This is a genomic window from Microbacterium sp. TPD7012 (assembly GCF_003075395.1).
Classification (GTDB): Bacteria; Actinomycetota; Actinomycetes; order Actinomycetales; family Microbacteriaceae; genus Microbacterium.
This window is the reverse complement of record NZ_QDFV01000001.1, coordinates 700472-721341: the sequence shown is the minus strand read 5'-3', so window position 1 is coordinate 721341 and position 20870 is coordinate 700472. Positions and strand designations below refer to the sequence as shown.

General features: G+C 70.0%; 22 protein-coding genes and 1 riboswitch. Of the genes, 11 read left to right on the top strand and 11 right to left on the bottom strand.

Annotated elements, in window-relative coordinates; all coding sequences use genetic code 11:
* Window positions 1-14: 14 nt before the first annotated feature.
* From DC434_RS03435 to DC434_RS03425, 3 genes are read left to right on the top strand one after another with little or no spacing between them, the layout of a single operon-like run.
* Window positions 15-1325: a sugar ABC transporter substrate-binding protein gene (locus tag DC434_RS03435; protein WP_116633840.1), complete on the top strand. Its 1311-nt coding sequence runs from the start codon at window positions 15-17 to the stop codon at window positions 1323-1325.
* 3 nt (window positions 1326-1328) lie between these two features.
* Window positions 1329-2291: a sugar ABC transporter permease gene (locus DC434_RS03430; RefSeq protein WP_116633839.1), complete on the top strand. Its 963-nt coding sequence runs from the start codon at window positions 1329-1331 to the stop codon at window positions 2289-2291.
* Window positions 2288-3193 (top strand): carbohydrate ABC transporter permease, encoded by a 906-nt coding sequence (locus DC434_RS03425; protein ID WP_207769885.1) that lies wholly within the window; start codon window positions 2288-2290, stop codon window positions 3191-3193. Before DC434_RS03430 ends, DC434_RS03425 begins: the two co-directional genes overlap by 4 nt.
* A 76-nt stretch (window positions 3194-3269) precedes the next feature.
* Here the strand turns inward: DC434_RS03425 and DC434_RS03420 are convergent, their stop codons facing one another.
* Window positions 3270-4283 (bottom strand): aldo/keto reductase family protein, encoded by a 1014-nt coding sequence (locus DC434_RS03420; protein WP_116633838.1) that lies wholly within the window; start codon window positions 4281-4283, stop codon window positions 3270-3272.
* Window positions 4284-4356: 73 nt separating this feature from the next.
* Window positions 4357-5790: a PLP-dependent aminotransferase family protein gene (locus tag DC434_RS03415; RefSeq protein ID WP_243408785.1), complete on the bottom strand. Its 1434-nt coding sequence runs from the start codon at window positions 5788-5790 to the stop codon at window positions 4357-4359.
* Window positions 5791-5875: 85 nt separating this feature from the next.
* Between DC434_RS03415 and DC434_RS03410 the strand changes: the two genes are divergently transcribed.
* Complete coding sequence (locus DC434_RS03410; RefSeq protein ID WP_116633836.1) at window positions 5876-6196, top strand: hypothetical protein; 321 nt, start codon at window positions 5876-5878, stop codon at window positions 6194-6196.
* A 57-nt stretch (window positions 6197-6253) separates the two neighbouring features.
* Here the strand turns inward: DC434_RS03410 and DC434_RS03405 are convergent, their stop codons facing one another.
* Together DC434_RS03405 and DC434_RS03400 are read right to left on the bottom strand one after the other, a co-directional pair.
* A complete protein-coding gene (locus DC434_RS03405; protein ID WP_116633835.1) occupies window positions 6254-7864 on the bottom strand; it encodes a DUF4407 domain-containing protein in 1611 nt (536 codons plus the stop codon).
* Window positions 7865-7920: 56 nt separating this feature from the next.
* Window positions 7921-8499 carry a TetR/AcrR family transcriptional regulator gene (locus DC434_RS03400; protein WP_116633834.1) on the bottom strand — a complete coding sequence of 193 codons (579 nt, stop codon included), beginning with the start codon at window positions 8497-8499 and terminating at the stop codon, window positions 7921-7923.
* Between the two features lie 66 nt (window positions 8500-8565).
* On the opposite strand from DC434_RS03400, the gene DC434_RS03395 reads away from it, so the two are divergent.
* Entirely contained in the window at window positions 8566-9201 is a 636-nt protein-coding gene (locus tag DC434_RS03395) for an NAD(P)H-dependent oxidoreductase (protein WP_116633833.1), read from the top strand.
* Here the strand turns inward: DC434_RS03395 and rlmN are convergent.
* Entirely contained in the window at window positions 9150-10451 is a 1302-nt protein-coding gene (gene rlmN / locus DC434_RS03390; protein WP_207769884.1) for a 23S rRNA (adenine(2503)-C(2))-methyltransferase RlmN, read from the bottom strand. The two genes, DC434_RS03395 and rlmN, sit on opposite strands and share 52 nt — an antisense overlap.
* A gap of 71 nt (window positions 10452-10522) precedes the next feature.
* Between rlmN and DC434_RS20070 the strand changes: the two genes are divergently transcribed.
* Both DC434_RS20070 and DC434_RS03380 read left to right on the top strand, forming a co-directional pair.
* The gene (locus DC434_RS20070; protein WP_165807980.1) at window positions 10523-11083 is read left to right on the top strand and encodes a ribosomal protein L7/L12; all 561 of its coding nucleotides are present in this window, start codon (window positions 10523-10525) and stop codon (window positions 11081-11083) included.
* 63 nt (window positions 11084-11146) lie between these two features.
* Window positions 11147-11785 (top strand): bifunctional 4-hydroxy-2-oxoglutarate aldolase/2-dehydro-3-deoxy-phosphogluconate aldolase, encoded by a 639-nt coding sequence (locus tag DC434_RS03380; protein WP_116633832.1) that lies wholly within the window; start codon window positions 11147-11149, stop codon window positions 11783-11785.
* 15 nt (window positions 11786-11800) lie between these two features.
* Here DC434_RS03380 and DC434_RS20310 read toward each other — a convergent pair whose 3' ends face one another.
* A complete protein-coding gene (locus DC434_RS20310) occupies window positions 11801-11977 on the bottom strand; it encodes a hypothetical protein (protein WP_243408784.1) in 177 nt (58 codons plus the stop codon).
* On the opposite strand from DC434_RS20310, the gene DC434_RS03375 reads away from it, so the two are divergent.
* Both DC434_RS03375 and DC434_RS03370 read left to right on the top strand, forming a co-directional pair.
* A complete protein-coding gene (locus DC434_RS03375) occupies window positions 11964-12551 on the top strand; it encodes an ankyrin repeat domain-containing protein (protein WP_243408783.1) in 588 nt (195 codons plus the stop codon). The genes DC434_RS20310 and DC434_RS03375 overlap by 14 nt on opposite strands.
* Window positions 12548-13297, top strand: a complete 750-nt coding sequence (locus DC434_RS03370; RefSeq protein WP_116633830.1) for a sulfite exporter TauE/SafE family protein — start codon at window positions 12548-12550, stop codon at window positions 13295-13297. The genes DC434_RS03375 and DC434_RS03370 overlap by 4 nt, the downstream gene beginning before the upstream one ends.
* Before the next feature lie 6 nt (window positions 13298-13303).
* Here DC434_RS03370 and DC434_RS03365 read toward each other — a convergent pair whose 3' ends face one another.
* Both DC434_RS03365 and DC434_RS03360 read right to left on the bottom strand, forming a co-directional pair.
* Entirely contained in the window at window positions 13304-14134 is an 831-nt protein-coding gene (locus DC434_RS03365; protein WP_116633829.1) for an NAD(P)-dependent oxidoreductase, read from the bottom strand.
* Window positions 14135-14161: 27 nt separating this feature from the next.
* A complete protein-coding gene (locus tag DC434_RS03360; RefSeq protein ID WP_116633828.1) occupies window positions 14162-14923 on the bottom strand; it encodes an SDR family NAD(P)-dependent oxidoreductase in 762 nt (253 codons plus the stop codon).
* 117 nt (window positions 14924-15040) lie between these two features.
* On the opposite strand from DC434_RS03360, the gene DC434_RS03355 reads away from it, so the two are divergent.
* Window positions 15041-15775: an aminoglycoside 3'-phosphotransferase gene (locus DC434_RS03355; RefSeq protein ID WP_116633827.1), complete on the top strand. Its 735-nt coding sequence runs from the start codon at window positions 15041-15043 to the stop codon at window positions 15773-15775.
* A 28-nt stretch (window positions 15776-15803) separates the two neighbouring features.
* Here the strand turns inward: DC434_RS03355 and DC434_RS03350 are convergent, their stop codons facing one another.
* The 3 genes from DC434_RS03350 to DC434_RS03340 all read right to left on the bottom strand — a co-directional run bounded on the left by DC434_RS03350 (window position 15804) and on the right by DC434_RS03340 (window position 18681).
* On the bottom strand, window positions 15804-16583 hold the full coding sequence (locus DC434_RS03350; RefSeq protein ID WP_116633826.1) for an energy-coupling factor transporter transmembrane component T: 780 nt from the start codon (window positions 16581-16583) through the stop codon (window positions 15804-15806).
* Entirely contained in the window at window positions 16580-18037 is a 1458-nt protein-coding gene (locus tag DC434_RS03345) for an ATP-binding cassette domain-containing protein (protein ID WP_116634027.1), read from the bottom strand. The genes DC434_RS03350 and DC434_RS03345 overlap by 4 nt, the downstream gene beginning before the upstream one ends.
* Window positions 18034-18681, bottom strand: a complete 648-nt coding sequence (locus DC434_RS03340; protein ID WP_207769883.1) for an ECF transporter S component — start codon at window positions 18679-18681, stop codon at window positions 18034-18036. The genes DC434_RS03345 and DC434_RS03340 overlap by 4 nt, the downstream gene beginning before the upstream one ends.
* Window positions 18672-18783: riboswitch (TPP riboswitch) on the bottom strand. (Overlaps the previous gene by 10 nt.)
* Before the next feature lie 81 nt (window positions 18784-18864).
* On the opposite strand from DC434_RS03340, the gene DC434_RS03335 reads away from it, so the two are divergent.
* Window positions 18865-20805 carry a D-alanyl-D-alanine carboxypeptidase gene (locus DC434_RS03335; RefSeq protein WP_243408781.1) on the top strand — a complete coding sequence of 647 codons (1941 nt, stop codon included), beginning with the start codon at window positions 18865-18867 and terminating at the stop codon, window positions 20803-20805.
* Window positions 20806-20870: the final 65 nt, after the last annotated feature.

Genomic DNA, 20870 nt, shown 5'->3' with positions numbered 1-20870 from the left:
CTGAGAGGCACATCGTGAAGAACAAGATCTTGACGACAGCGGCGGGAGTCGGCACCGTCGCCGTCCTCGCGCTCACCGGCTGCTCCGCCGGCGGCGGCCCGTCCGCCGACGGGACCGTCACCCTGCAGATGGTCGAGAGCCTGACCAACCCGGCGCGCACCGACCTCATCCGCGGACTCCTCGACGAGTTCGAGAAGGAGAACCCGAAGATCAAGGTCAACCTGGTCTCGCCGCCCACCGAGCAGGCCGACCAGAAGATCCAGCAGATGCTGCAGTCCGGCAAGGGCGTCGACCTCCTCGAGGTGCGCGACATCACGGTCGGACCGTTCGCCAACAACGGCTGGCTGTACGACCTCGGCGACGACCTGGAGAAGTGGGACGGCTGGGACGCCCTGACCGACAACGCCAAGTCCGCGTCGGTCGCAGAAGACGGCAACAGCTACTTCGTCCCGTACGGCTTCTACGGCCTGTCGCTGTTCTACCGCACCGACCTCGTCGAGAAGGCCGGCTTCGACGGTCCGCCGAAGAGCTGGGAAGACCTGCTCGAGCAGGCGAGCGCGATCCAGGACCCGTCGAACAACGTCTACGGCTACGCCTTCCGCGGCGGCCCGAACGCGAACAGCAACGTGGTCGCCGCCATCGAGGCGTACACGATCGACGATCTGAACGTCGACGACGCCTTCCTGATGAAGGACGGCTCGACGATCTTCGCGGCGCCCGAGGCGCAGGACGCCGTCGACGACTACTTCGCCCTCTTCGAGAAGGCATCGCCGCCCTCGGCCGTGTCGTGGGGCTACCCCGAGATGGTCGCCGGATTCACGAACGGCACCACGGCGTTCCTGCTGCAGGACCCCGAGGTCATCGCGACGGTCCAGGACTCGAACCTCACCGAGGACCAGTGGGACACCGCTCCGCTCCTCGTGGGCCCGTCGGGCAAGGCCGCGCAGCCGCTGGCCGTGGCCGGATGGGGCGTCGCCGAGGCGAGCGAGAACAAGGAGGCGGCGGTGAAGCTCGTCGAGTTCCTCTCGTCCGCCGAGCCCGCGACCGAGTTCGCGCAGGCGAACAGCCTCGTGCCGATCATCACCGAAGCGGCGGACGACGACTTCTACTCCACCGGCCCGTGGACGAGCTACGTCACCATGACGGAAGACCCGGACACCTACGTCAACGTGCGCCAGCCGCGCGGCGTCAGCTGGTGGACCGAGTGGATCCAGAAGTCCGACCAGGATGTGCAGAACGTGCTGCTCGGCAACATGTCGACGAGCGATCTGCTGGCATCCTGGGACGCCTTCTGGACGGAGAAGTACGCCGCGGAGAAGGGCTGACCCGTGGCCCTGACCGCTCGCGAGGGAGGTTCCGTCGGCACGGCTTCGAAAGAAGCCGCCGGCGGGGCCTCCCCCGGCCCCCGGCGCCGGCCGTTCCGCGGCCGGCACGCGCTGACGCTCCTGGCCTTCATGGCCCCGGCGATCGTCTTCGTGTGCTGGTTCACGTACTGGCCGATGCTGCAGGGCGCCCGCATGGCCTTCCACGACTGGAACCTCTGGGACCTCACGTCGACCCCGTTCGTCGGCTTCGACAACTTCGTCGCGGTGTTCCAGGATCCGGCGTTCCCCGTCGTGGCGTGGAACTCGATCCTCTGGGTGGTCGGCTCCCTCGTCCCGCAGCTGGTGATCGGCTTCCTCATCGCCCTCGCCCTGCGCAAGCGGTTCCGCTTCCGCGGGCTCTACCAGGCCCTCGTGTTCTTCCCGTGGGCGGTCTCCGGATTCCTCATCGGGATGCTGTTCCGCTGGATGTTCAACGCCGAGTTCGGCGTCGTCAACGACCTGCTCATGAAGGCCGGTCTGATCGACGCCCCGCTGCCCTGGCTCGCCGACCCGAAGCTCGCGATGATCGCCGTGATCGTCGCCAACATCTGGTACGGCGTGACGTTCTTCGCGATCATGATCCTGGCCGCGCTCCAGTCCGTCCCGGACGAGATGCTGGAGGCCGCGAGCCTCGACGGCGCCGGCAAGGTGCGACAGCTGTTCTCGATCATCATCCCGTACATCGCGGTGACGCTGCTGCTCACGATCCTGCTGCGCGTGATCTGGATCTTCAACTTCCCGGACATCATCTACGCCATGACCAACGGCGGGCCCGCGAACCAGACCCACATCATCACGACCTGGATGATCAACTACACCCAGCAGGGCAACTACGGCATCGCGAGCGCGATCGGCCTCATCGTCGTCGCGTTCCTTTTCGTGTTCTGCGCGTTCTATCTGATGGCGATGCGGAGGGCCCAGCGATGACCATCACCGGAATCACCATGACGGAGACCAGGCGGCTCACCGTCCCCGACCCGGCCAGGGCTCCGCGTCCGAAGCGCCGGGTGACGCCGGGCGGCGTGGTGCGCGTCGTCGGCCTCGGGCTCTGGCTGGTGATCACGCTCTTCCCGCTCTACTGGATCGCGCTGACGTCGATCAAGTCGCCGGGCACGATCAACCGGTTCCCGATCGAGTACTGGCCCAGCGAGCCCTCGTTCGAGAACTATGTGAACCTGTTCCAGCAGAGCTCGTTCGCGGTGTTCCTCGGCAACTCGGCCCTGGTGGCGATCGTCGCCGGCGCGGTGGCCACGCTGATCGCATTGCTCTCCGCCTACGTGATCGCCCGCTTCGAGTTCCGCGGGAAGGGCGCGGTGCTGATCGCGTTCCTGCTCACCCAGATGATCCCGGCGTTCATCGCCCTGGGACCGCTGTACTCGATGATGACCGACCTGGGTCTGGTCGACACCAAGCCCGGCCTCATCCTCGTCTACATCGCGATCTGCATCCCGTTCTCGACCGTCATGCTGCGGGGCTTCTTCGAGAACGTGCCGGATGCGCTGGAGGAGGCGGCGATGATCGACGGATGCTCCCGCCTCGGCGCCCTGTTCCGGGTGCTCGTGCCGGTCATGACGCCCGGCATCATCGCGGCGTTCATCTTCAACTTCGTGAACTGCTGGAACGAGCTGTTCCTGTCGGTCGTGCTGATGAACACCGACGAGAACCGCACGGTCCCCTCGGCGCTGAACGGCTTCATCTCGACGTTCAACATCGACTGGGGCTCGATGAGCGCCGCAGCGGTCTTGACGATCCTGCCGACCATGGCGATGTTCGCGCTCGCGAGCCGCTGGATCGTGCAGGGCCTGACGGCCGGCGCCGTGAAGGAGTAATCGAGCCGGTTCCGGTCGCAGAAACGGCTCCATCTGACATGCGGATGGAGCCGTTTTCGCGACCGGAACGCGAGGCTCAGGTCAGGCGGTGCTTCGGCGAGACCGAGTAGGTGGCCTCGGCGTCGCGGTTGACCGCGTCGCCGAGTGCCGTGTCGATCGCCGCGAGCGTGTCGGCGTCGAGCTTCACGCCCGAGGCCTTGACCGTCTCGGCGAGCTGCTCCGGACGGGATGCTCCGACCAGCGCCGCGGCGATGTTCGGGTTCTGCAGCACCCACGCGATCGCGAGCTGCGGCATCGAGAGGCCCGCCTCGTCGGCGATCGGCTTGAGCCGCTGCACGGCGGTGAGGATGTCGTCCTGCAGGAAGCTCTTGATGAAGTCGGCACCGCTGTGCGGGTCGGTCGCGCGCGATCCCTCGGGCACCGGCTGACCGGGGAGGTACTTGCCGCTGAGCACCCCCTGCGCCATCGGCGACCAGACGATCTGCGAGATGCCGAGCTCTTCGGATGCCGGGACGACCTTGCCCTCGATGACCCGCCACAGCATCGAGTACTGGGGCTGGTTCGAGATGAGCTGAACGCCGAGCTGCTTCGCGATCGCGTGGCCCTCGCGCAGCTGCTCGGCGGTCCACTCCGAGACGCCGATGTACAGCGCCTTGCCCTGGCGCACGACGTCGGCGAAGGCCTGGAAGGTCTCCTCGAGCGGCGTCTCGTAGTCGAAGCGGTGCGCCTGGTACAGGTCGACGTAGTCGGTTCCGAGGCGCTTCAGCGAGCCGTTGATCGACTCGAGGATGTGCTTGCGGCTCAGGCCGGTGTCGTTCGGACCCTTCGGGCCGGTCGGGAAGTAGACCTTCGTGAAGATCTCCAGCCCTTCGCGGCGCTGTCCTTCCAGAGCCTTGCCGAGCACGACCTCGGCGGCGGTGTTGGCATAGGTGTCTGCCGTGTCGAATGTGGTGATGCCGGCGTCGAGCGCCGCGTGGACCGTCTTCACGGCGGCGTCATCGCCGACCTGCGATGCGTGGGTGACCCAGTTGCCGTAGGTGATCTCCGAGACCTTGAGACCGCTGTTTCCGAGATAGCGATAGTTGACCATGTTCCCACGCTAGTCGCTGCCGAGCGGGCCGAGGGCGGGATTCTGTGACCGGTCTCAGGCGGACACCGTCATCCTAGGAAGCACGCCCGAGAGTCTCCCGATACTCGCGCCACGCCGCACCGAGCCGGCGGATGCCCTCCGTGAGCACGTCGTCGGGTGCGGTGAACGGGATCCGGATGTGGTCGTCGGAGGAGACGGATGCCGCGAACGCGGCACTCCCGGCGATCGAGACGCCGTGGGTGGCCGCGATCCGGGCGAGGGCGTCGGCCGATCCCGCGGGCAGCGCGACCCAGAGCGACAGGCCACCACGCGGCGGGTCGACCTGCCAGTCGGGCAGGTGCTCGGCCATCAGGCGCTGGAGGAGCCCGAGGCGCTCCTGGTGGATGCGGCTGTTCGCACGCCGCAGCTCCTCAGCGTGCGCGATGAGGTCGAGCGCGATGAGCTGCCCCGGCACACTGGTCGACTGGTCGGCGAGCTGCCGTGCGCCGCGCAGCCGCCGCACGAGCACCGGCTCGGCACGCAGCCAGCCGATCCGCAGCCCTGCCCACGCCCACTTCGAGACGGACTCGACGACGATGATCGGCGCATCGGCCCGCTCTGCCGCGAGGGTGGGCGGCACGACGCCGTCGAAGGAGATGCCTGCGACGACGCGGTCCTCGATCACGGGCACGCCGTAGACCGCGGCGAGCTCCGCGACGCGGCGCCGGGCGGCGACGGGCAGACGCGTCCCGGTCGGGTTCTGGTGGTGCGGGTTGAGCGCGACGAGTGCGGGCCGCAGCCGCGCGAGCGCCTGCTCGAGCGCGTCGACGTCGAGCCCGTCCGGGCCCATCGGGATGCCGTGCACCGTGCCGCCGCGCAGCCCCACCGAGTCGGTGACCCCCGGCCAGGTGATCTCCTCCGCGAGCACCACGTCGCCGGGGCCGACGAGCGCGTTCACGACGAGGCTGATCGCCTGTTGCGCTCCGTGCGTCACGAGGATCTGCTCGGGAGTGGTCGGCGTGCCCTCGGCGCGGTACATCTCCGCGATGAGCTGGCGCAGAACAGGGAGCCCGGCGGGGTCCGTCTCGGGCAGGAGCGCGAGGTCGAGCCGCGGCTGATGGTCGCGGATCAGCTGCACGGCGAGCTCGGGGATCTGCGGGACGGTCCGCAGCAGGTCGATCGCGTTCGGCAGGGCCGAGAACAGCGCTTCGCCGCGACCCGGTCGCTGCACGGGGGCGACGGATGCCGCGGAGCCCGCGATGCGCGTTCCGCTCCCCTGCCGCCGCTCGACGAGCCCGCTCTCGGCGAGGTCGGCGTAGGCCGCGACGACGGTGCCCCGAGACACCGAGCTGGCGGCGGCGAGCGCGCGTTCGGCGGGGAGGCGGTCACCGGGCCGCAGCTCGCCGGTCTCGATGAGGCCGGCGATTCCGCGCGCGAGCCGGCCCGCGAGAGTGCCGTCGCCGTGGGTCCAGCGCCCCAGTCGCCCGGAGAGCCCCTCGGACGACACCTCGCCGGCCCGAACGAGCACGGTCGATGATCCTGTGTCCGATCCGTGGTCCACTGGCGCCCGATTGGCCCTGTGATCGATGGTCATGAGACCCGATTCTGGACCAATGGACACATTCTTCGCCAGCACTTCACCCGATCTCGGTCCAATCGACCCAGATTGGACCATCGGCGCGCTCGTGGAGTGGCTCAGCGAGGACTCCCGTCAGCACGACCCGGCGCTCCGGGGCCCGCTCGCCCGGATCGACGCGGAGCTCGCCGGTGCGCGCTGGACGCACAGCCCGTCGACCGTCGCCCTGATCCGATCCATCGCGGACGCGGTGATCGGCGATCCGGCGATCCGCCGCATCCGCATCCGCGATCTCGGCAGCCCCGATCCGACTTCCACGAACACGTCCACGCAGGAGCGGCTTCTCCAGCTCGCCTGAGAGCCCGCTCGCCTGCGGTTCCTGTGCTCCCGGCACGGCTGAGCCGCCTTCGCCGGCTCAGCCGACTGTCGGACGGACCAGCTGCTCCTGCTCGTCGAGGGTCTGCGCCTGCGCGCGCTTCTCGGCCCGTTCGCGCTCCTGCGCCTCGGCCGCCTCGGCCGCCTCGCGGCGCTCGGCGCGGGTCTGCGGTTCGCCGGAGCCGGCGGCATCCGCCTGCATCCCCTGCGACTGCGTAGTCACGATCTCGGCGCGGTCGCGGAAGCCCTCGGCCGTCACCTTGTCGAGCGCGACCTGCTTGCGGATGGCCGCCGCCTTCTCATAGAGGTTCGGGTCCCCGTAGCTCGTGAGGACCTTCACCAGCACGGGCAGCAGCTCGATCATGAAGAACAGCGCCGCGATCAGGATGTGCGCCCACAGGATCGTCGGCTCCTTCTCGCTCAGCCGGTTGAGTCCGCTGATCTGGCTCAGCAGTCCGACAGCTCCCGCGTTGCCCTGCGCCACGGCATCCGCCCGCGCGTTGTATGCGGCGAGAGCCTGGTCGTAGGTGTCGCGCGCCCCGGGCAGCTGCGACTGCGCCTGCTCGCGGTTCTGCGACTCCGACGCCGAGGTGTTCTCCTTGGCGGACGTGCCGGCGGCGGCGAGCTCGTCGTTCGCCGTGCGCAGCTGCGCAGCCAGCGCGTCGTAGGTCTGCTGCGCCTCGGCGAGCTGCGCCTCGGCGGCATCCGAGCTCGCGCCCTCACCGTTGACTCCGGTGCAGCCGGGGACCGTGCCCGCGCCTTCACCGGTGAGCTCGCACTGGTACAGCAGGCGGGCCTGATCGATGACCGCCTGCTGCGCGGTCATCTTGGCGGTGAGGTCGTCGACCGTCGCCTGCGCGGCGGATTCGGTCGCCGAGGACGAATCCGTGCCGGCGACGATTCCGGTCGCGGCCTGGTTCTCCAGCTCGGCGACGCGGTCGGATGCAGCGTCCAGAGCGATCTTCTCCGGCCCCGACTCGAGGGCCTCCTGGTCGGACTGCGACTGCGTGATGTTGGTCGAGGCGACCTCGCGTGCGATGTCGTTGTGGAAGATCTGCAGCACCAGCGGCTCGGCGACCACGAAGCCGATGATCGCGGCCATGATCACTCGCGGGATCGCGAGGCCGATGAGCTTCCAGACGTTCCGGGTCGACGCCATGGTCGACGTCAGGAACCGGTCGAGGTTGAAGATGATGAGCGCCCACACGAGCGCGAGCGGCACGGCCAGCCACATCGCCGCCTGAACGCCGGTGGTCAAGGCGAACAGCATGGAGATCGCCGAGACCAGTGCGGTCCCGGCGAGCACGAAGAACATCTGCACGAAGCGCGGGGTCTCGCCGGGGACGCGGTCGAGGATCTCGCCCTCCGCACCACCGAGGATCGCCAGAGCCCTGGCGCGGGAACCGGGCGTGCGCGCGCGACGCGGCTTGCGGACCCGGGGCTTGCGCGCCGGCTTCGGAGCGGGTGACGACTGCTCCGTAGTCTCCCCTGCAGGCGCGGTGACGGGCACTTCGCGGGTCACGTCGTCGGTGCCGGTGGGCTCGAACTCGCGCAGGAAGTCGAAGTCGTCGGTCTCGGCGTTCGGGTCGCTGTCGAGGACGATCCGACCCTGCGAGTCGTAGCGACCCGGTCGATGGGCGGAATAGGGCATCCCGACAATCTACGAAAGGTCGCCTGTGCATCCCGTGGAAGAAGGCTTTGAACGACTCACAGGTTCGGCTGTCCGAGGAGCCGGTCGACGGTCGCGGCGTGCGCGACGATGGCGTGGTCGAGCGTGAAGTGGCCGGCGGCGGCGAGGGTGCCCAGCCCGTGGATCAGCCCCCACAGCGCCAGTCCATCAGCCGGGGTGTCGAGCCCTGCCGCGGTGGCCGACTCGGCCAGCACGTCTTCGAGACCCTGGATGAGCGGCGCCATGGTGGCGGTCGGCGATCCGGGGACGCAGACCGTCGGATCGTAGACGGCGTCGAAGGCGTGCGGATGCTCGACCGCGAAGCGGATGTACGCCGATCCACCCTCGATGAGCCGTTCTCGGGGGGTGCCTGCCGCGACCGAGGCGACCCGCACCTGCTCCAGCAGGTCGGCCATGCTGCGCTCGGCGATGGCCTTCAGCAGTCCGAGCCGATCGGCGAAGTGGTGATACGGAGCGTTGTGGCTGACGTTCGCCGCGCGCGCGACCTCGCGCAGGCTGATCTCCGCGGCCGGCATCCGCTCCAGCAGCTGCATCGCGGCATCCTCGAGCGCGCGGGCGAGATCGCCGTGGTGGTAGCCGTCCTTCGAACTTGACATGAGCAACATTGTCTCCTATCTTGACAGTGTCCATCAGCTTGACACTGTCCAGATAGGAACGCAGCCATGCCCGCTCTCGTGATCGACGGCCACCCCGACGCCCGCTCTCTGACCGCCGCGCTCGCGCAGCGCTATGCCGCAGGGCACGGCGACGCCCGCGTGCTCGCGCTGCGCGACCTCGACTTCGATCCGCATCTGCGTTTCGGATACCGCGAGCGGATGACGCTCGAGCCGGACCTCGTCGAGGCCAAGCGAGCGCTGAGCGAGGCGCACACCGTGGTGGTGACCACGCCCCTGTGGTGGGGGTCGGTGCCCGCCGTGCTGAAGGGCTTCTTCGACCGGGCTCTTCTTCCGCAGCAGGAGTACCGCTACACGAAGCTCGGACTCCCCGAGGGCCTGCTGCCCGCACGCCGCGGGCGCCTGCTCCTGCTCGCCGACACCCCGTGGTTCGCGGCGCCGTTGACCGGTCTCCCCGCGCAGACGCACGTCGCGCGCAACACGATGCGCCTGTGCGGCATCCGCTCGGTGCGCACCCACCGGATGCTCGGCGTCAAGGACGCGAAGGAGGCGACCGTCACCCGCTGGCTCGACCGCGCCGAGCAGCTCGGCGCCCGCGACGCCCGCCGGTCGGCGGAACCGCGTCGGGCAGGTCAGGCCATCGCGGCCGAGGCGGCCTCGTCCTCCGTCGTCGCGACCAGCTGACCGCAGGCGCCGTCGATCTCCTTGCCGCGGGTGTCGCGGAGGGTGGTCGGGATGCCGGCGTCGTTCAGGCGCCGCACGAACTCGTTCTGCACCGAGGTCTCCGACGAGGTCCAGATGGACCCCGGCGTCGGGTTCAGCGGAATCGGGTTCACGTGCACCCAGCCGCGGCCGCGCTGGTTGAGCTTCTCGGCGAGGAGGTCGGCGCGCCAGGCGTGGTCGTTCATGTCCTTGATCAGCGCGTACTCGATCGAGACGCGGCGACCGGTCTTCGCGTAGTAGTCGTACGCGGCGTCGAGCGCCTCGTCGACCTTCCACCGGGAGTTCACCGGGATGAGCTCGTCGCGCAGGTGGTCGTCGGGCGCGTGCAGCGACAGCGCGAAGGTGACGGGGATGCCCTCGTCGGCGAGCTTCTTGATCGCCGGCACGAGCCCGACCGTCGACACCGTGATGCCGCGAGCGCTCATGCCCAGGCCGTCGGGCTGCGGGGCCACCATCGATCGCACGGCATCCATGACGCGCTTGTAGTTGGCGAGCGGCTCACCCATGCCCATGAAGACGATGTTCGAGACGCGCTCCATGCTGTGGTCGTCCGCCTTCTTGCCGCCGAGACCGCCCTCGGCGATCAGGCGGTTCGCGCGCACGATCTGCTCGATGATCTCCGCGGTCGACATGTTGCGGGTCAGGCCCGCCTGCCCGGTCGCGCAGAACGGGCAGTTCATGCCGCAGCCGGCCTGGCTCGACACGCAGAGCGTGATGCGACCGGGGTAGCGCATGAGCACCGACTCGACGAGCGCACCGTCATGCAGGCGCCAGAGGAACTTGATCGTGTCGCCGCGGTCGGTCTCGAGCCGGCGCACCTCGGTGAGCAGCGGCGGCAGCATCCCGGAGACGAGATCCTCGCGGATGCCGGCGGGGAGGTCGGTCATCTCGGCGGGATCCGACGTGTAGTGCCGGAAGTAGTGCGTGGAGAGCTGCTTCGCCCGGAAGCCGGGGAGCCCGAGCTCCTTGACCTTCTCGGCCCGCTCGGCCGGGGTGAGGTCGGCGAGGTGCACGGGGGGCTTCCCCCGCTTCGGGCTCGCGAACTGCAGGAGCGGACGCCCCTCGGCATCCTTCTGCTGCGTCCAGCCCTCGGTCGCCGGACGCACCTGCGCGGGCTTCGTGGAGCGGACCTTGCCCTGAGCGGGTCGACCCTCCGGGGCGGACGCGGATGCTGCGGGGCGCGTCTCGCGCGTGCGGGGAGTGTCGGTCATAGGTACAAGGGTACGCGGTGGCGGGTGGGAAGGCCCTGGGGCGCGGGACGGGGCGTCCCTAGACTGACCCCATGGACACCATCGTCTGGATCATCGGGATCGTCGTCGGCCTCGTCGTCGTCGTGGTGATCCTGTCCGCCGCGCTCCGAGGGATGCGACCGAAGCTCCCCGAACCCCAGGTGTTCACGCCCTCGCCGACGACCGCACGCTCGCTGCCCGCGTCGTCCGCCGCCACGACCGCCTCGGGTCTCACCCCGCAGGTCGTCGCCGAGATCGACCGGCTCATCGCGGCAGGGCAGAAGATCCACGCCATCAAGCTGTTCCGCGACGTCACGGGCGTCGGCCTGAAGGAAGCGAAGGACCGCGTCGAGCACTGGTCCATCAGCACGACGGCTCCGCACCTCGCTGCCCGTTCGAACGCCACCGCCGCGTACTCCTCGATCGCTCCGGCGGCGCACACGCCCGCCTCGGTGCGCGCGTCGCTGCCGGCACCCGTCGCCTCCGACATCGACAAGCTGGTCGCCGGTGATCAGCGGATCGTCGCGATCAAGGTGCTTCGCGAGCACACCGGCCTCGGGCTCAAGGAGTCCAAGCTCCTGATCGACGCCTGGGTTCCCGGCCGCACACACTGAGACAACTTGTAATTACAGGTTGTGTTCCGCGAGAATGGGGGCACCCCACCCCGAGGAGAACCGATGTCCGACCGTCTCGCCCGCGCCCGCACCACCGGCATCCTCGCCGTGCTCCGCGCTCCCTCGCCCGAACTCGCTCTGGAGGCGTCCGAGGCGATCATCCGCGGCGGCGTCACGGGCATCGAGGTCACGTTCTCGACGCCCGATGCCCCGGCTGTGATCCGCGAGCTGATCGCCCGGCACGGGGATGCCGCCTACGTCGGCGCCGGCACCGTGACCACTCCGGAGCAGGCGGCGCTCGCCGCCGACGCCGGGGCCGAGTTCCTCGTGAGTCCCGGCACGCTCCCCGACCTGACCCGCACCATGCTCGACACCGGCCGTGTCGTGATGACCGGCGCGATGACCCCGACCGAGGTCATGAGCACACTCGCGCTGGGCGTCGACGTCGTCAAGATCTTCCCGGCGTCCCTCGGCGGCCCCTCCTACCTCGGCGCGCTGCGCGGGCCGTTCCCCGACGCTCCCCTCATGCCCACCGGCGGCGTCAGCCCCGACAACCTCGCGGCATGGTTCGCCGCGGGTGCGGTGGCGGTCGGGGCCGGCGGCGATCTGGCGAACGGCGCGTCGATCGCGGCATCCGACTGGACGGACATCGAGCAGCGCGCGGCACGGTTCGCGACAGCGCTGTCCGCCGTCCGCGGCTGACGCGCTCCGCCGCCGTCACTCTGCGACGCATTCGGTCACGTTCAGCTTGGTTTGGTATACCAGAACGATGAGAACGAGACGGATGCTGCTCGCTGCGACCATCGCGGCGAGCACGGCCCTGGCCGCCACGGCGTGCACCGCCTCCGCCGAAACGCCGCCGCCGTCTGAGGAGTCCTCCGTGTCCGAAGCCACCCGTGACCTGCTCGATGCCGTCGGCACGGGCGATGCCGACGCCGTCGCGAAGGCGCTCGACGCCGGCGCCGACATCGAGGCACGGGGTGAGGGCGGGATGACGGCGCTCGTGATCGCGACCAAGGCGAACAGCGTCGATGCCGCGAGCGTGCTCATCGAAGCGGGCGCCGACGTGAACGCGAAGGACGACATCCAGGACTCGGCCTACCTCTACGCGGGGGCCCGCGGTCACGACGAGATCCTGCGCCTCACCCTCGACAACGGCGCCGACCTGACGAGCACGAACCGCTTCGGCGGCACGGCGCTGATCCCGGCATCCGAGCGCGGCCTGCTCGCCACCGTGCGGATCCTGCTGGAGGCGGGCGTCGACCCGAACCACGTGAACGACCTCAACTGGACGGCGCTGCACGAGGCGATCGTGCTCGGCGACGGGTCCGGCGCCTACGTCGACGTGGTGCGCGCACTGATCGACGGCGGTGCCGACGTGACGATCCCCGACGGCGACGGCGTCCTGCCCCGCGAACTCGCCGCGAGCCGCGGCTATGACGCGATCGTCGCCGAGATCGACCGATGATCGGCCTCGAGCCGTGGGCATGGGCGGCACTCGGCGTCGCCGCGATCACGATCGGCATCTCGAAGACCGCGATCCCCGGCGGCAACATCCTCGCGATCGCCCTGTTCGCGGCGGTGCTGCCCGCCCGCACCTCGACGGCGGCGATGCTCCTCCTGCTCATGGTCGGCGACATCTTCGCGCTGATCGCCTACCGCCGCCACGCGCACTGGCCGACGCTGCTGCGCCTCGCGCCGGCCGTCGTCGCGGGGCTGCTGGTCGGCTTCGCGTTTTTCGCGCTCGCCGGCGACGGCATCGTGCGGCGCGCGATCGGCGTGATCCTGCTCCTCATGATCGCCGTCACGCTGTGGCGCCGCTGGCGGCAGGACAGAGCGGATGCCGCGGCGCCCGCCCCCGGCGGCATCCTGCTGTCCGGCGTCTACGGCACGCTCGGCGGCTTCACCACGATGGTCGCCAACGCAGGCGGACCGGTGATGTCGATGTACTTCCTCGCGACGCGGACACCCGTGCAGGTGTTCCTCGGCACCTCGGCCTGGTTCTTCGCCATCATCAACCTGGTCAAGGTGCCGTTCCTCGCAGGACTCGGCCTGTTCCACGTGCCCGTGCTGCTGATGGACGCGGTGCTCGCCCCGCTCGTGGTGATCGGCGCCCTCGCCGGCATCCGTCTCGCGAAGCGCATGGACCAGCGGCTGTTCGACCGCATCGTGATCGTTCTCACCGTCGTGGGTGCGGTCTACCTGCTGTTCTGAGCCCGCTCAGTCGAGGAAGATGTCCGGGAACAGCGCCGAGTCGGGCGTCCCGGGGATCGCGGCGTAGCCGGAGAAGTCCGTCACGCCGTCGGCCTCGAGCACGTCCTCGACGATGAGCGTCTGGCCCGTGTAGCTCGCGGCGGGCTTGAGCAGCACCGCGTAGGCGGCATCCCCGTAGACGTCGGCCGTGCGGCTCGCCGCCATGACCTTGTCGCCGCCGAGGAGGTTCTGCACCGCCGCGGTGGCGATCGTCGTCCGCGGCCAGAGCGTGTTCGCGGCGATGCCGTCACGGGCGAACTCCGCGGCCAGGCCGAGCGTCACCATCGTCATGCCGAACTTCGCCAGCGTGTACCCGGTGTGCGCGCCGAGCCACTTCGGCGTCGGGTTCAGGGGCGGCGACAGCGACAGGATGTGCGGGTTCTCGGCATCCTTGAGGATCGGGACCGCGGCGCGCGACAGCATGAACGTTCCGCGCACATTGACGTCCTGCATGAGGTCGTACTTCTTGGCGCCGAGCTCGAGCGAGCGCGACAGGTCGATCACACTGGCGTTGTTGATCACGATGTCGATGCCGCCGAACTCGCCCTGCGTCTTCAGGACGGCCTCGGTGATGTCGTCGTCGTCGCGCACGTCGCCGACGATCGGCAGCGCCTGCCCTCCCGCGGCGCGGATCTGCTCGGCCGCGCTGTGCACCGTGCCCTCGAGCTTCGGATGCGGGGTGTCGGTCTTCGCCAGCATCGCGATGTTCGCGCCGTCTCGTGCCGCACGCAGCGCGATCGCGAGGCCGATGCCGCGGCTTCCGCCGGACATCAGGATGGTCTTGCCTGCCAGTGACATGGGTGCTCCTCTGATCTGCCGGACGGGTTACTTCGGCGCCATGCGGATGGCGCCGTCGAGACGGATGGTCTCGCCGTTGAGATAGCCGTTGTCGACGATGTGCTCGACCAGCGCGGCGTACTCGTCGGGGCGGCCGAGGCGCGACGGGAACGGCACCTGCTGGCCGAGCGAGTCCTGCGCGGCCTGCGGCAGCCCCATCAGCATCGGCGTCTCCATGATGCCGGGGGCGATGGTGCACACGCGGATGCCGTGGCGGGCGAGCTCGCGGGCCACCGGCAGGGTCATCGCGTGCACGCCGCCCTTGGACGCGGAGTAGGCGGGCTGGCCGATCTGCCCGTCGAAGGCCGCGACGCTCGCGGTGTTCACGATCACGCCGCGATCGCCGCTCTCGGTGGGCTCGTTCTTCGCGATGACGGCAGCGGCCTGCGAGGTCACGTTGAACGTGCCGACGAGGTTGATGCGGACCACGCGCTCGAAGTCGGCGAGCACGGCGGGGTTCCCGTCGCGGTCGAGCACCTTGGCGGGCGGAGCGATCCCCGCGCAGTTCACGACGACGCGCAGCGGCGCGGCCGCCTGGGCCGCGGCGACGGCATCGCGCACTTCGTCGGCGCTGGTGACGTCGGCGGGCACGAACAGTCCGCCGAGCTCTTCGGCGATCTCCGCGCCCTTCGACGAGGCGAGGTCGACGATGGTGACGTGCGCGCCCGCCTTCGTGAGTCGTCGTGCTGTGGCGAGCCCGAGTCCGGACGCCCCTCCCGTGATGAGAGCACCCTGTCCGCTGACCTGCATCTGTTCTCCTTCGAACGTGTGCGACTGCTGCTTCTGAAACGCAGTCTCAGCCTACGTGGTTCTCCGTGCAGTCACGAAGCCGGGCCCGGGTATCGCACCGTGCGTCAGGATGGAGGCATGACGATTCCCACGGAACCGGTCGCCGTCCCCGAGAAGGTCCGCCGCCTCGCGCGTGGTGCGGACCTGGTCTGCGTCTGGGACAACGACTACGGCGGGCTCACCTTCCGAGCGACAGGTGCGGGCGATCCGTTCTACATCAAGTGGGGTCCGCGGAACCTCGAGTTCAGCCTGCAGGACGAGGCCGAGCGGATGGCCTGGGCCTCCCGCTGGATCGCCGTGCCGACGGTGATCGAACAGGGGCAGGATGACACGCACGAGTGGCTCGTGACCGCGGCGATCGACGGCCTCAGCGCTGTGGACCCGCGGTGGGTCGCCGAGCCCGCGATCGCCGTGCGTGCGGTCGGCAAGGCTCTGCGGGCGATGCACGACACGCTCCCCGTCGAGGAGTGCCCGTGGGAGTGGAGCATCGCCTCGCGCATCGCGAACGCCGAAGGGCGCGGCATCGAGGTGCCGGACGCGCTGCGCACCGCCCCGCCCATCGATCGCCTCGTCGTCAGCCACGGCGACGCCTGCTGCCCGAACACGCTCGTCGGCGACGACGGGCGCTGGATCGCCCACGTCGACCTCGCGCTGCTCGGGACCGCCGACCGCTGGGCCGACCTGGCCGTCGCCTCCATGAGCACGGAGTGGAACTACGGCCCCGGCTGGGAGGACGCACTCATCGAGGCCTACGGTCTCGAACCCGATCGCGAGCGCCTCGCCTACTACCGGGACCTCTGGAACGCGACCTGACGTCGGGTCGGCTCAGCCCGACTCGGACTCAGCTCCAGACGAAGCGGAACGTGCCGAGGGCCACGGCGGCGGCGAGCGCCAGCGCCATGATCGCGACGCCGCCGAGCACGGCGACGGCATCCCGCGGATGGAGCCGCGACGGCCGCGACCAGGTGCGCGGGATGCCGGACCCGAAGCCCCGCGCCTCCATCGCCAGCGCGAGCTTCGACCCTCGACGTACGGCGAACACGAGCAGCACGAACGCCATCGAGAAGAACCGCCGCAGCGCTCCGCGGTCGCCGACGCCGCGCGCCCGGCGGGCGAGGCCCATGGTGCGCCAGTCGTCGAGGAACAGTCCGAGCATCCGCGTGCCGGCGAGGATGCCGAGCACGAAACGGCTCGGCAGCTTCGCGACCTGCGACAGTGCGTCCGCGAGCTGCGTGGGGTCCGTGCCGCCGAACAGGAGGATGGTCGGCAGGCCGAGGGCGATCACGCGCAGACTCACCGCGATCGCGAGGACGATCGAGCCCTCGCTGATGGTCGCGAAGCCGAAGGTCCAGTAGACACGACCGGCAGGTTCCGCGTAGAGCAGCATGCTGATCCCGGCGATCGGCGCGAAGATCATGATCGGCAGCAGCCGTTTCAGCACCGTGGCGAGGCGCAGGCCCGTCAGCGGCAGGCACAGCAGCTGCAGCCCGATCGCGACCAGGGCGCTCGTGACGTCGATCGATGCGAAGAGCGGCACCGAGAGCAGCAGCGCGAGCAGCAGCTTGGTCACCGGGTTGACGCCGTCGAGCCACGCCGCCCTGACGGTCTCGGTCGTGGTCATGATGCCGCCCCCAGCTCGATGCGGTGACCGCCGAGGTGCCGGATCACGGCATCGTCGTGGGTGACCGCGACGATCGAGCGACCGCGAGCGATCTCCTCCTGCAGCAGCGCGACCAGGGAGATCCATCCGCGGCGGTCCTGCCCGAAGGTCGGCTCGTCGAGCACGATCACCTCGGGTGCGCCCGCGAGCACGGTCGCCACCGAAAGGCGCCTCTTCTGTCCGCCCGAGAGCGAGAACGGATTGGCGAGCGCGAGAGGCGCGAGGCCCAGCCGCTCGAGCAGCTCGTCGACGACGGCATCCGTCTTCGCCTGGGTCCACCCGAGAGCGCGCGGTCCGACGGCGAGCTCGTCGCGCAGGGTCTGCGCGAGGAACTGGTGCTCGGGCTCCTGGAACACCATGCCGATGCGGGTGAGCAGCTCGCGTGAGGTCCAGCGGATGGGACGGATGCCCCGTCGCCCGGCGAGCTCGGGCGCGGCGCGCACCTCGCCGTCGTGTTCGGGGATGAGACCGGCGAGAGTGAGCGCGAGCGTCGACTTGCCCGCGCCGTTCGGTCCGGTGATCACGGTCGCGTTCGCGCGCGGAACATGGAGCTCGAGCCCTGCCTGCACCACCACGCCGGGTTCCCTGGCGACCGCGAGCCCGGACGCCGTGAGGGCGTCGGATGCCGGCACCTGCTGCAGAACCGGGAGCTCGATGCCGCGATCGGGCACCCACACCCCGGCGTCGGCGAGCGTGGCCCCGTGCTCGGCGAACACCCGATGGGGCGGGCCGTCCGCCAGCAGGCCTCCGTCGGCGGCGAGCACGATCACCCGCGTCATCAGGTCGATCCAGACAGGCGTGCGGTGCTCGACGACGATCAGCGTCGCACCGGTCGCGGCGACAGCACGCTCGACGCTGGCCCGCACCTCGTGCACGCCGTCGGGGTCGAGGTTGGCCGTCGGCTCATCGAGCAGGAGGAGCCCTGGCCGCATGGCCAGCACGCCGGCGAGCACGAGTCGCTGCTTCTGCCCTCCCGACAGCGCCTTGGTCGCGCGGTGGAGCGGTACGTCGAGGCCCACGGCATCCATCGCCTCGGCGACCCGGCCAGGGATCTCGGATGCCGCGACGCCCAAGTTCTCGCACCCGAAGGCGATGTCGTCACCCACCTTGGACAGCACGATCCCGGCGTCCGGATCCTGGAGCACCAGACCGACCTGTCCGCGCCGAGACTCCGGGGCGGCCCCGTCGACGAGCAGCGAGCCGTGACGGTCGCCTTCATCGGCGTCTCCGAGCACGCCCGCGAGGCCGGCGAGCAGCGTGGACTTGCCGGCACCGGAGGCGCCGAGGAGCAGCACGCGCTCCCCGGGCTCGATCGTGAAGCTCACATCGGTGACCGCCGGGCGCTTTCGACCGGCGTACCGCCACCCCCAGCCCGCGGCCTGCACGCGGGCCGGGGCGGCGACACTCACGCTCAGACCTCGCGCACGTGCTCTCGCCCGACGGCGAAGCGGCTCAGTGCGCCCGTGACCGCCAGAGCGCGCACGAGCAGCCAGCCGAGGACGCCGGCCAGGATCGCTCCGGAGACGACGACGCTGACCAGGTAGATCGTGTTGAACTCGAGCGACTTCAGGATGTTCGGCGAGCTGCCGTAGAAGAGCTCGAACACCCACGCGGCAGCCGCCGCACCCATACCGGCCAGTGCGGCGACGACGATGCCGAAGCGGCGGTAGAAGAACAGCGCGAAGATGATCTCCGCACCGAGTCCCTGGACGAGTCCGGAGAGCACCGTGGAGACCCCCCAGACGTTGCCGATCAGCATCGAGACGATCGCCGCGACGAGCTCGACGACCAGCGCGGCGCCGGGCTTGCGGATCACGAGTCCGCCGACGACGCCACCGAGCAGCCAGATGCCGACGGCGATGCCGCCGAGACCGGGGGTCAGGGCATCTGCCGCGCCGAACCAGGCGTAGCCGATCGTGTTCCAGCCCCAGAAGACCAGGCCGATCGCGACGCCGAGCACTGCGGCGACGACGATGTCGACGACGCGCCAGCGGAAGAGGCCTGCGGCGGGTGTCTGACCCTGCGTGGTGGACGCGGATGTGGACGTGGACGTACTCATCTGAACTCCTCCCTGCGCTGGCATGACCCAGATCAGGTTCGACGGTCGAAGCGCGATTCGCTCCCTCTCAGCCCGGCTCGCCGGACTCCCGTGGTTGTGCTGACGATCCTACCGCGTCCCGACACTCTGTGACCTCGGGGTGACTCCGCCGCGATCACGGCCGGGATTCGGTACCGTAAACGAGTGACCCCTTCTGATCCCGCCGACGAGGCGACGGGCGTCCTGGGCGACGGTGCTCCTTCGGACACCTCCCCCGACGCCGATCGCGCCGCGTTCCCGTTCGGGACGGATGCCGCCACGCGCACGCCGGACCAGGCTTCTGCCTTCGCGACCGACGCCCTGTTCGCGGGCGATGCGCCGCCGCCGTCCTCGACCCACGTGCCCGCCCTCGCGGTCTCGGCCGTCGCCGTCGACGCGCTGTTCACCTCGGACCCGCCGCGTGCGCAGGCCGGCGAGGTCACGGCGGTCGAGAGCGTCCCGACTGAAACGGTCCTGACCGAGAGCGTCGCCACTGAGACGGTCCCGACCGAGAGCGTCCCGACTGAGACGGTCCCGACCGAGCAGACCCTGTCCGACACCGCCCCGACCGAGACGGTCGCTGCGGGAAGCGTCCCGACCGAGGCCCCCACCGACGTCGTGGAGCCGCCTCTCTTCAAGCCGCGCGCCGATGCGCCGACGGCGACGCTCCCTCCCGAATCGTCCGCCGCGACGCCTGACGAGATCGACGGCGGGGCCGCGGCCCTGCAGGCGCCTCCCGCGCAGTGGGCCGACGAGGCCGTCACCGCGACCGCCCTGACCTGGGTCGACCCCGCGGCCGTCGCGCACCACACGTCCGTGGCGACGCTCGATGACGTCGCCGACGCCGAGCAGGCCGACGGACTGATGCGCGATGCGCACCTGCGGCCGGCGATCACGCGTCCGGGTCTGCTGGTCCCGTTGGGCGTGCTCGCCGGGCTGGTCGCGGCCTATGCCGGCACGACGCTGCTCTGGCCGCTGCACGAGGTTCCTCCGACCGTGCAGACGATCGAGTTCGACACGATCCCCGCACCGGCAGCGACCCTCACCTGGCCGGCGCAGGGCAGCGCGGCCGTCGGGATCGCCGGTGTGAGCACGGCCGCCTCCACGCCGGACGCCGCGAGCATCGCCAGCATCACCAAGGTCGTGAGCACTCTGATGGTGCTCGACCGGATGCCGCTGGCCGTCGGCGAGCAGGGGCCGGAGTTCTCGTTCGACAGCGACGACGAGGATGAGTACTGGGAGTACCGGAGGTCGGACCAATCGGCCCTGGACGTGCCGGTCGACGGCGTGCTGACGGAGTATCAGCTGCTGCAGGGCACGCTGATGGGCTCGGCGAACAACTACATCGACCGGCTGGCCTCGGAGATCTGGGGGTCCGACGAGCAGTTCGCGGACGCCGCTGCCGTGTGGTTGCGGGAGCGCGGGCTCGGCGGCATCACCGTCGTCACGCCGTCCGGTTTCGACGAGGGCAACGTGGCGACCCCGGCGGCGCTGATCACGCTCGGCGAATGGGCGATGAAGAACCCGGTCTTCGCCGAGATCGTCGGAACCCCGGTGGTCGATCTGCCCGGAGCGGGCACAGTGGTCAACACGAACGGGATGCTCGTCGACCCGGGCGTCCTGGGCATCAAGACCGGATCACTGGTCGGGTGGAACCTGCTGACGGCGAAGGACCTCGCAGTCGGCGACACCACCGTGCGGCTCTACGCTGCGGTGCTGAACCAGGCGGATGACGAGCAGCGCCTCGCCGCGACGCGCGCGCTCTTCGCCGAGACCGAGGCCGCGCTGCAGGCGCAGGCCCCCGCCGTCGAGAAGGGCACGGTCGTCGGAGAGGTCACGACGCTCTGGGGCGAGAAGGTCGAGATCGTCACCGCTGACGACGCGAACGTCGTGCTCTGGAACGGGTCGACCGCGACCACGACGACGGACTTCGCCTTGGGCGACCAGCGCGAGCAGAAGGGCACGGTGGGCACACTGACCACGGCGGGCCCGCTCGACTCCGTGACGACACCGCTCGTGCTCGCGGAGGACGTCGAGGGGCCGAGTCCCTGGTGGCGGCTGACGCACCCGCTGCAGCTGCTCGGCATCCATTCCGACGAGTCCTGACCGGCTTCGACAACAGCACGACGCCCCACCCCGGAGAACGGGATGGGGCGTCGTGCTGTGCAGGT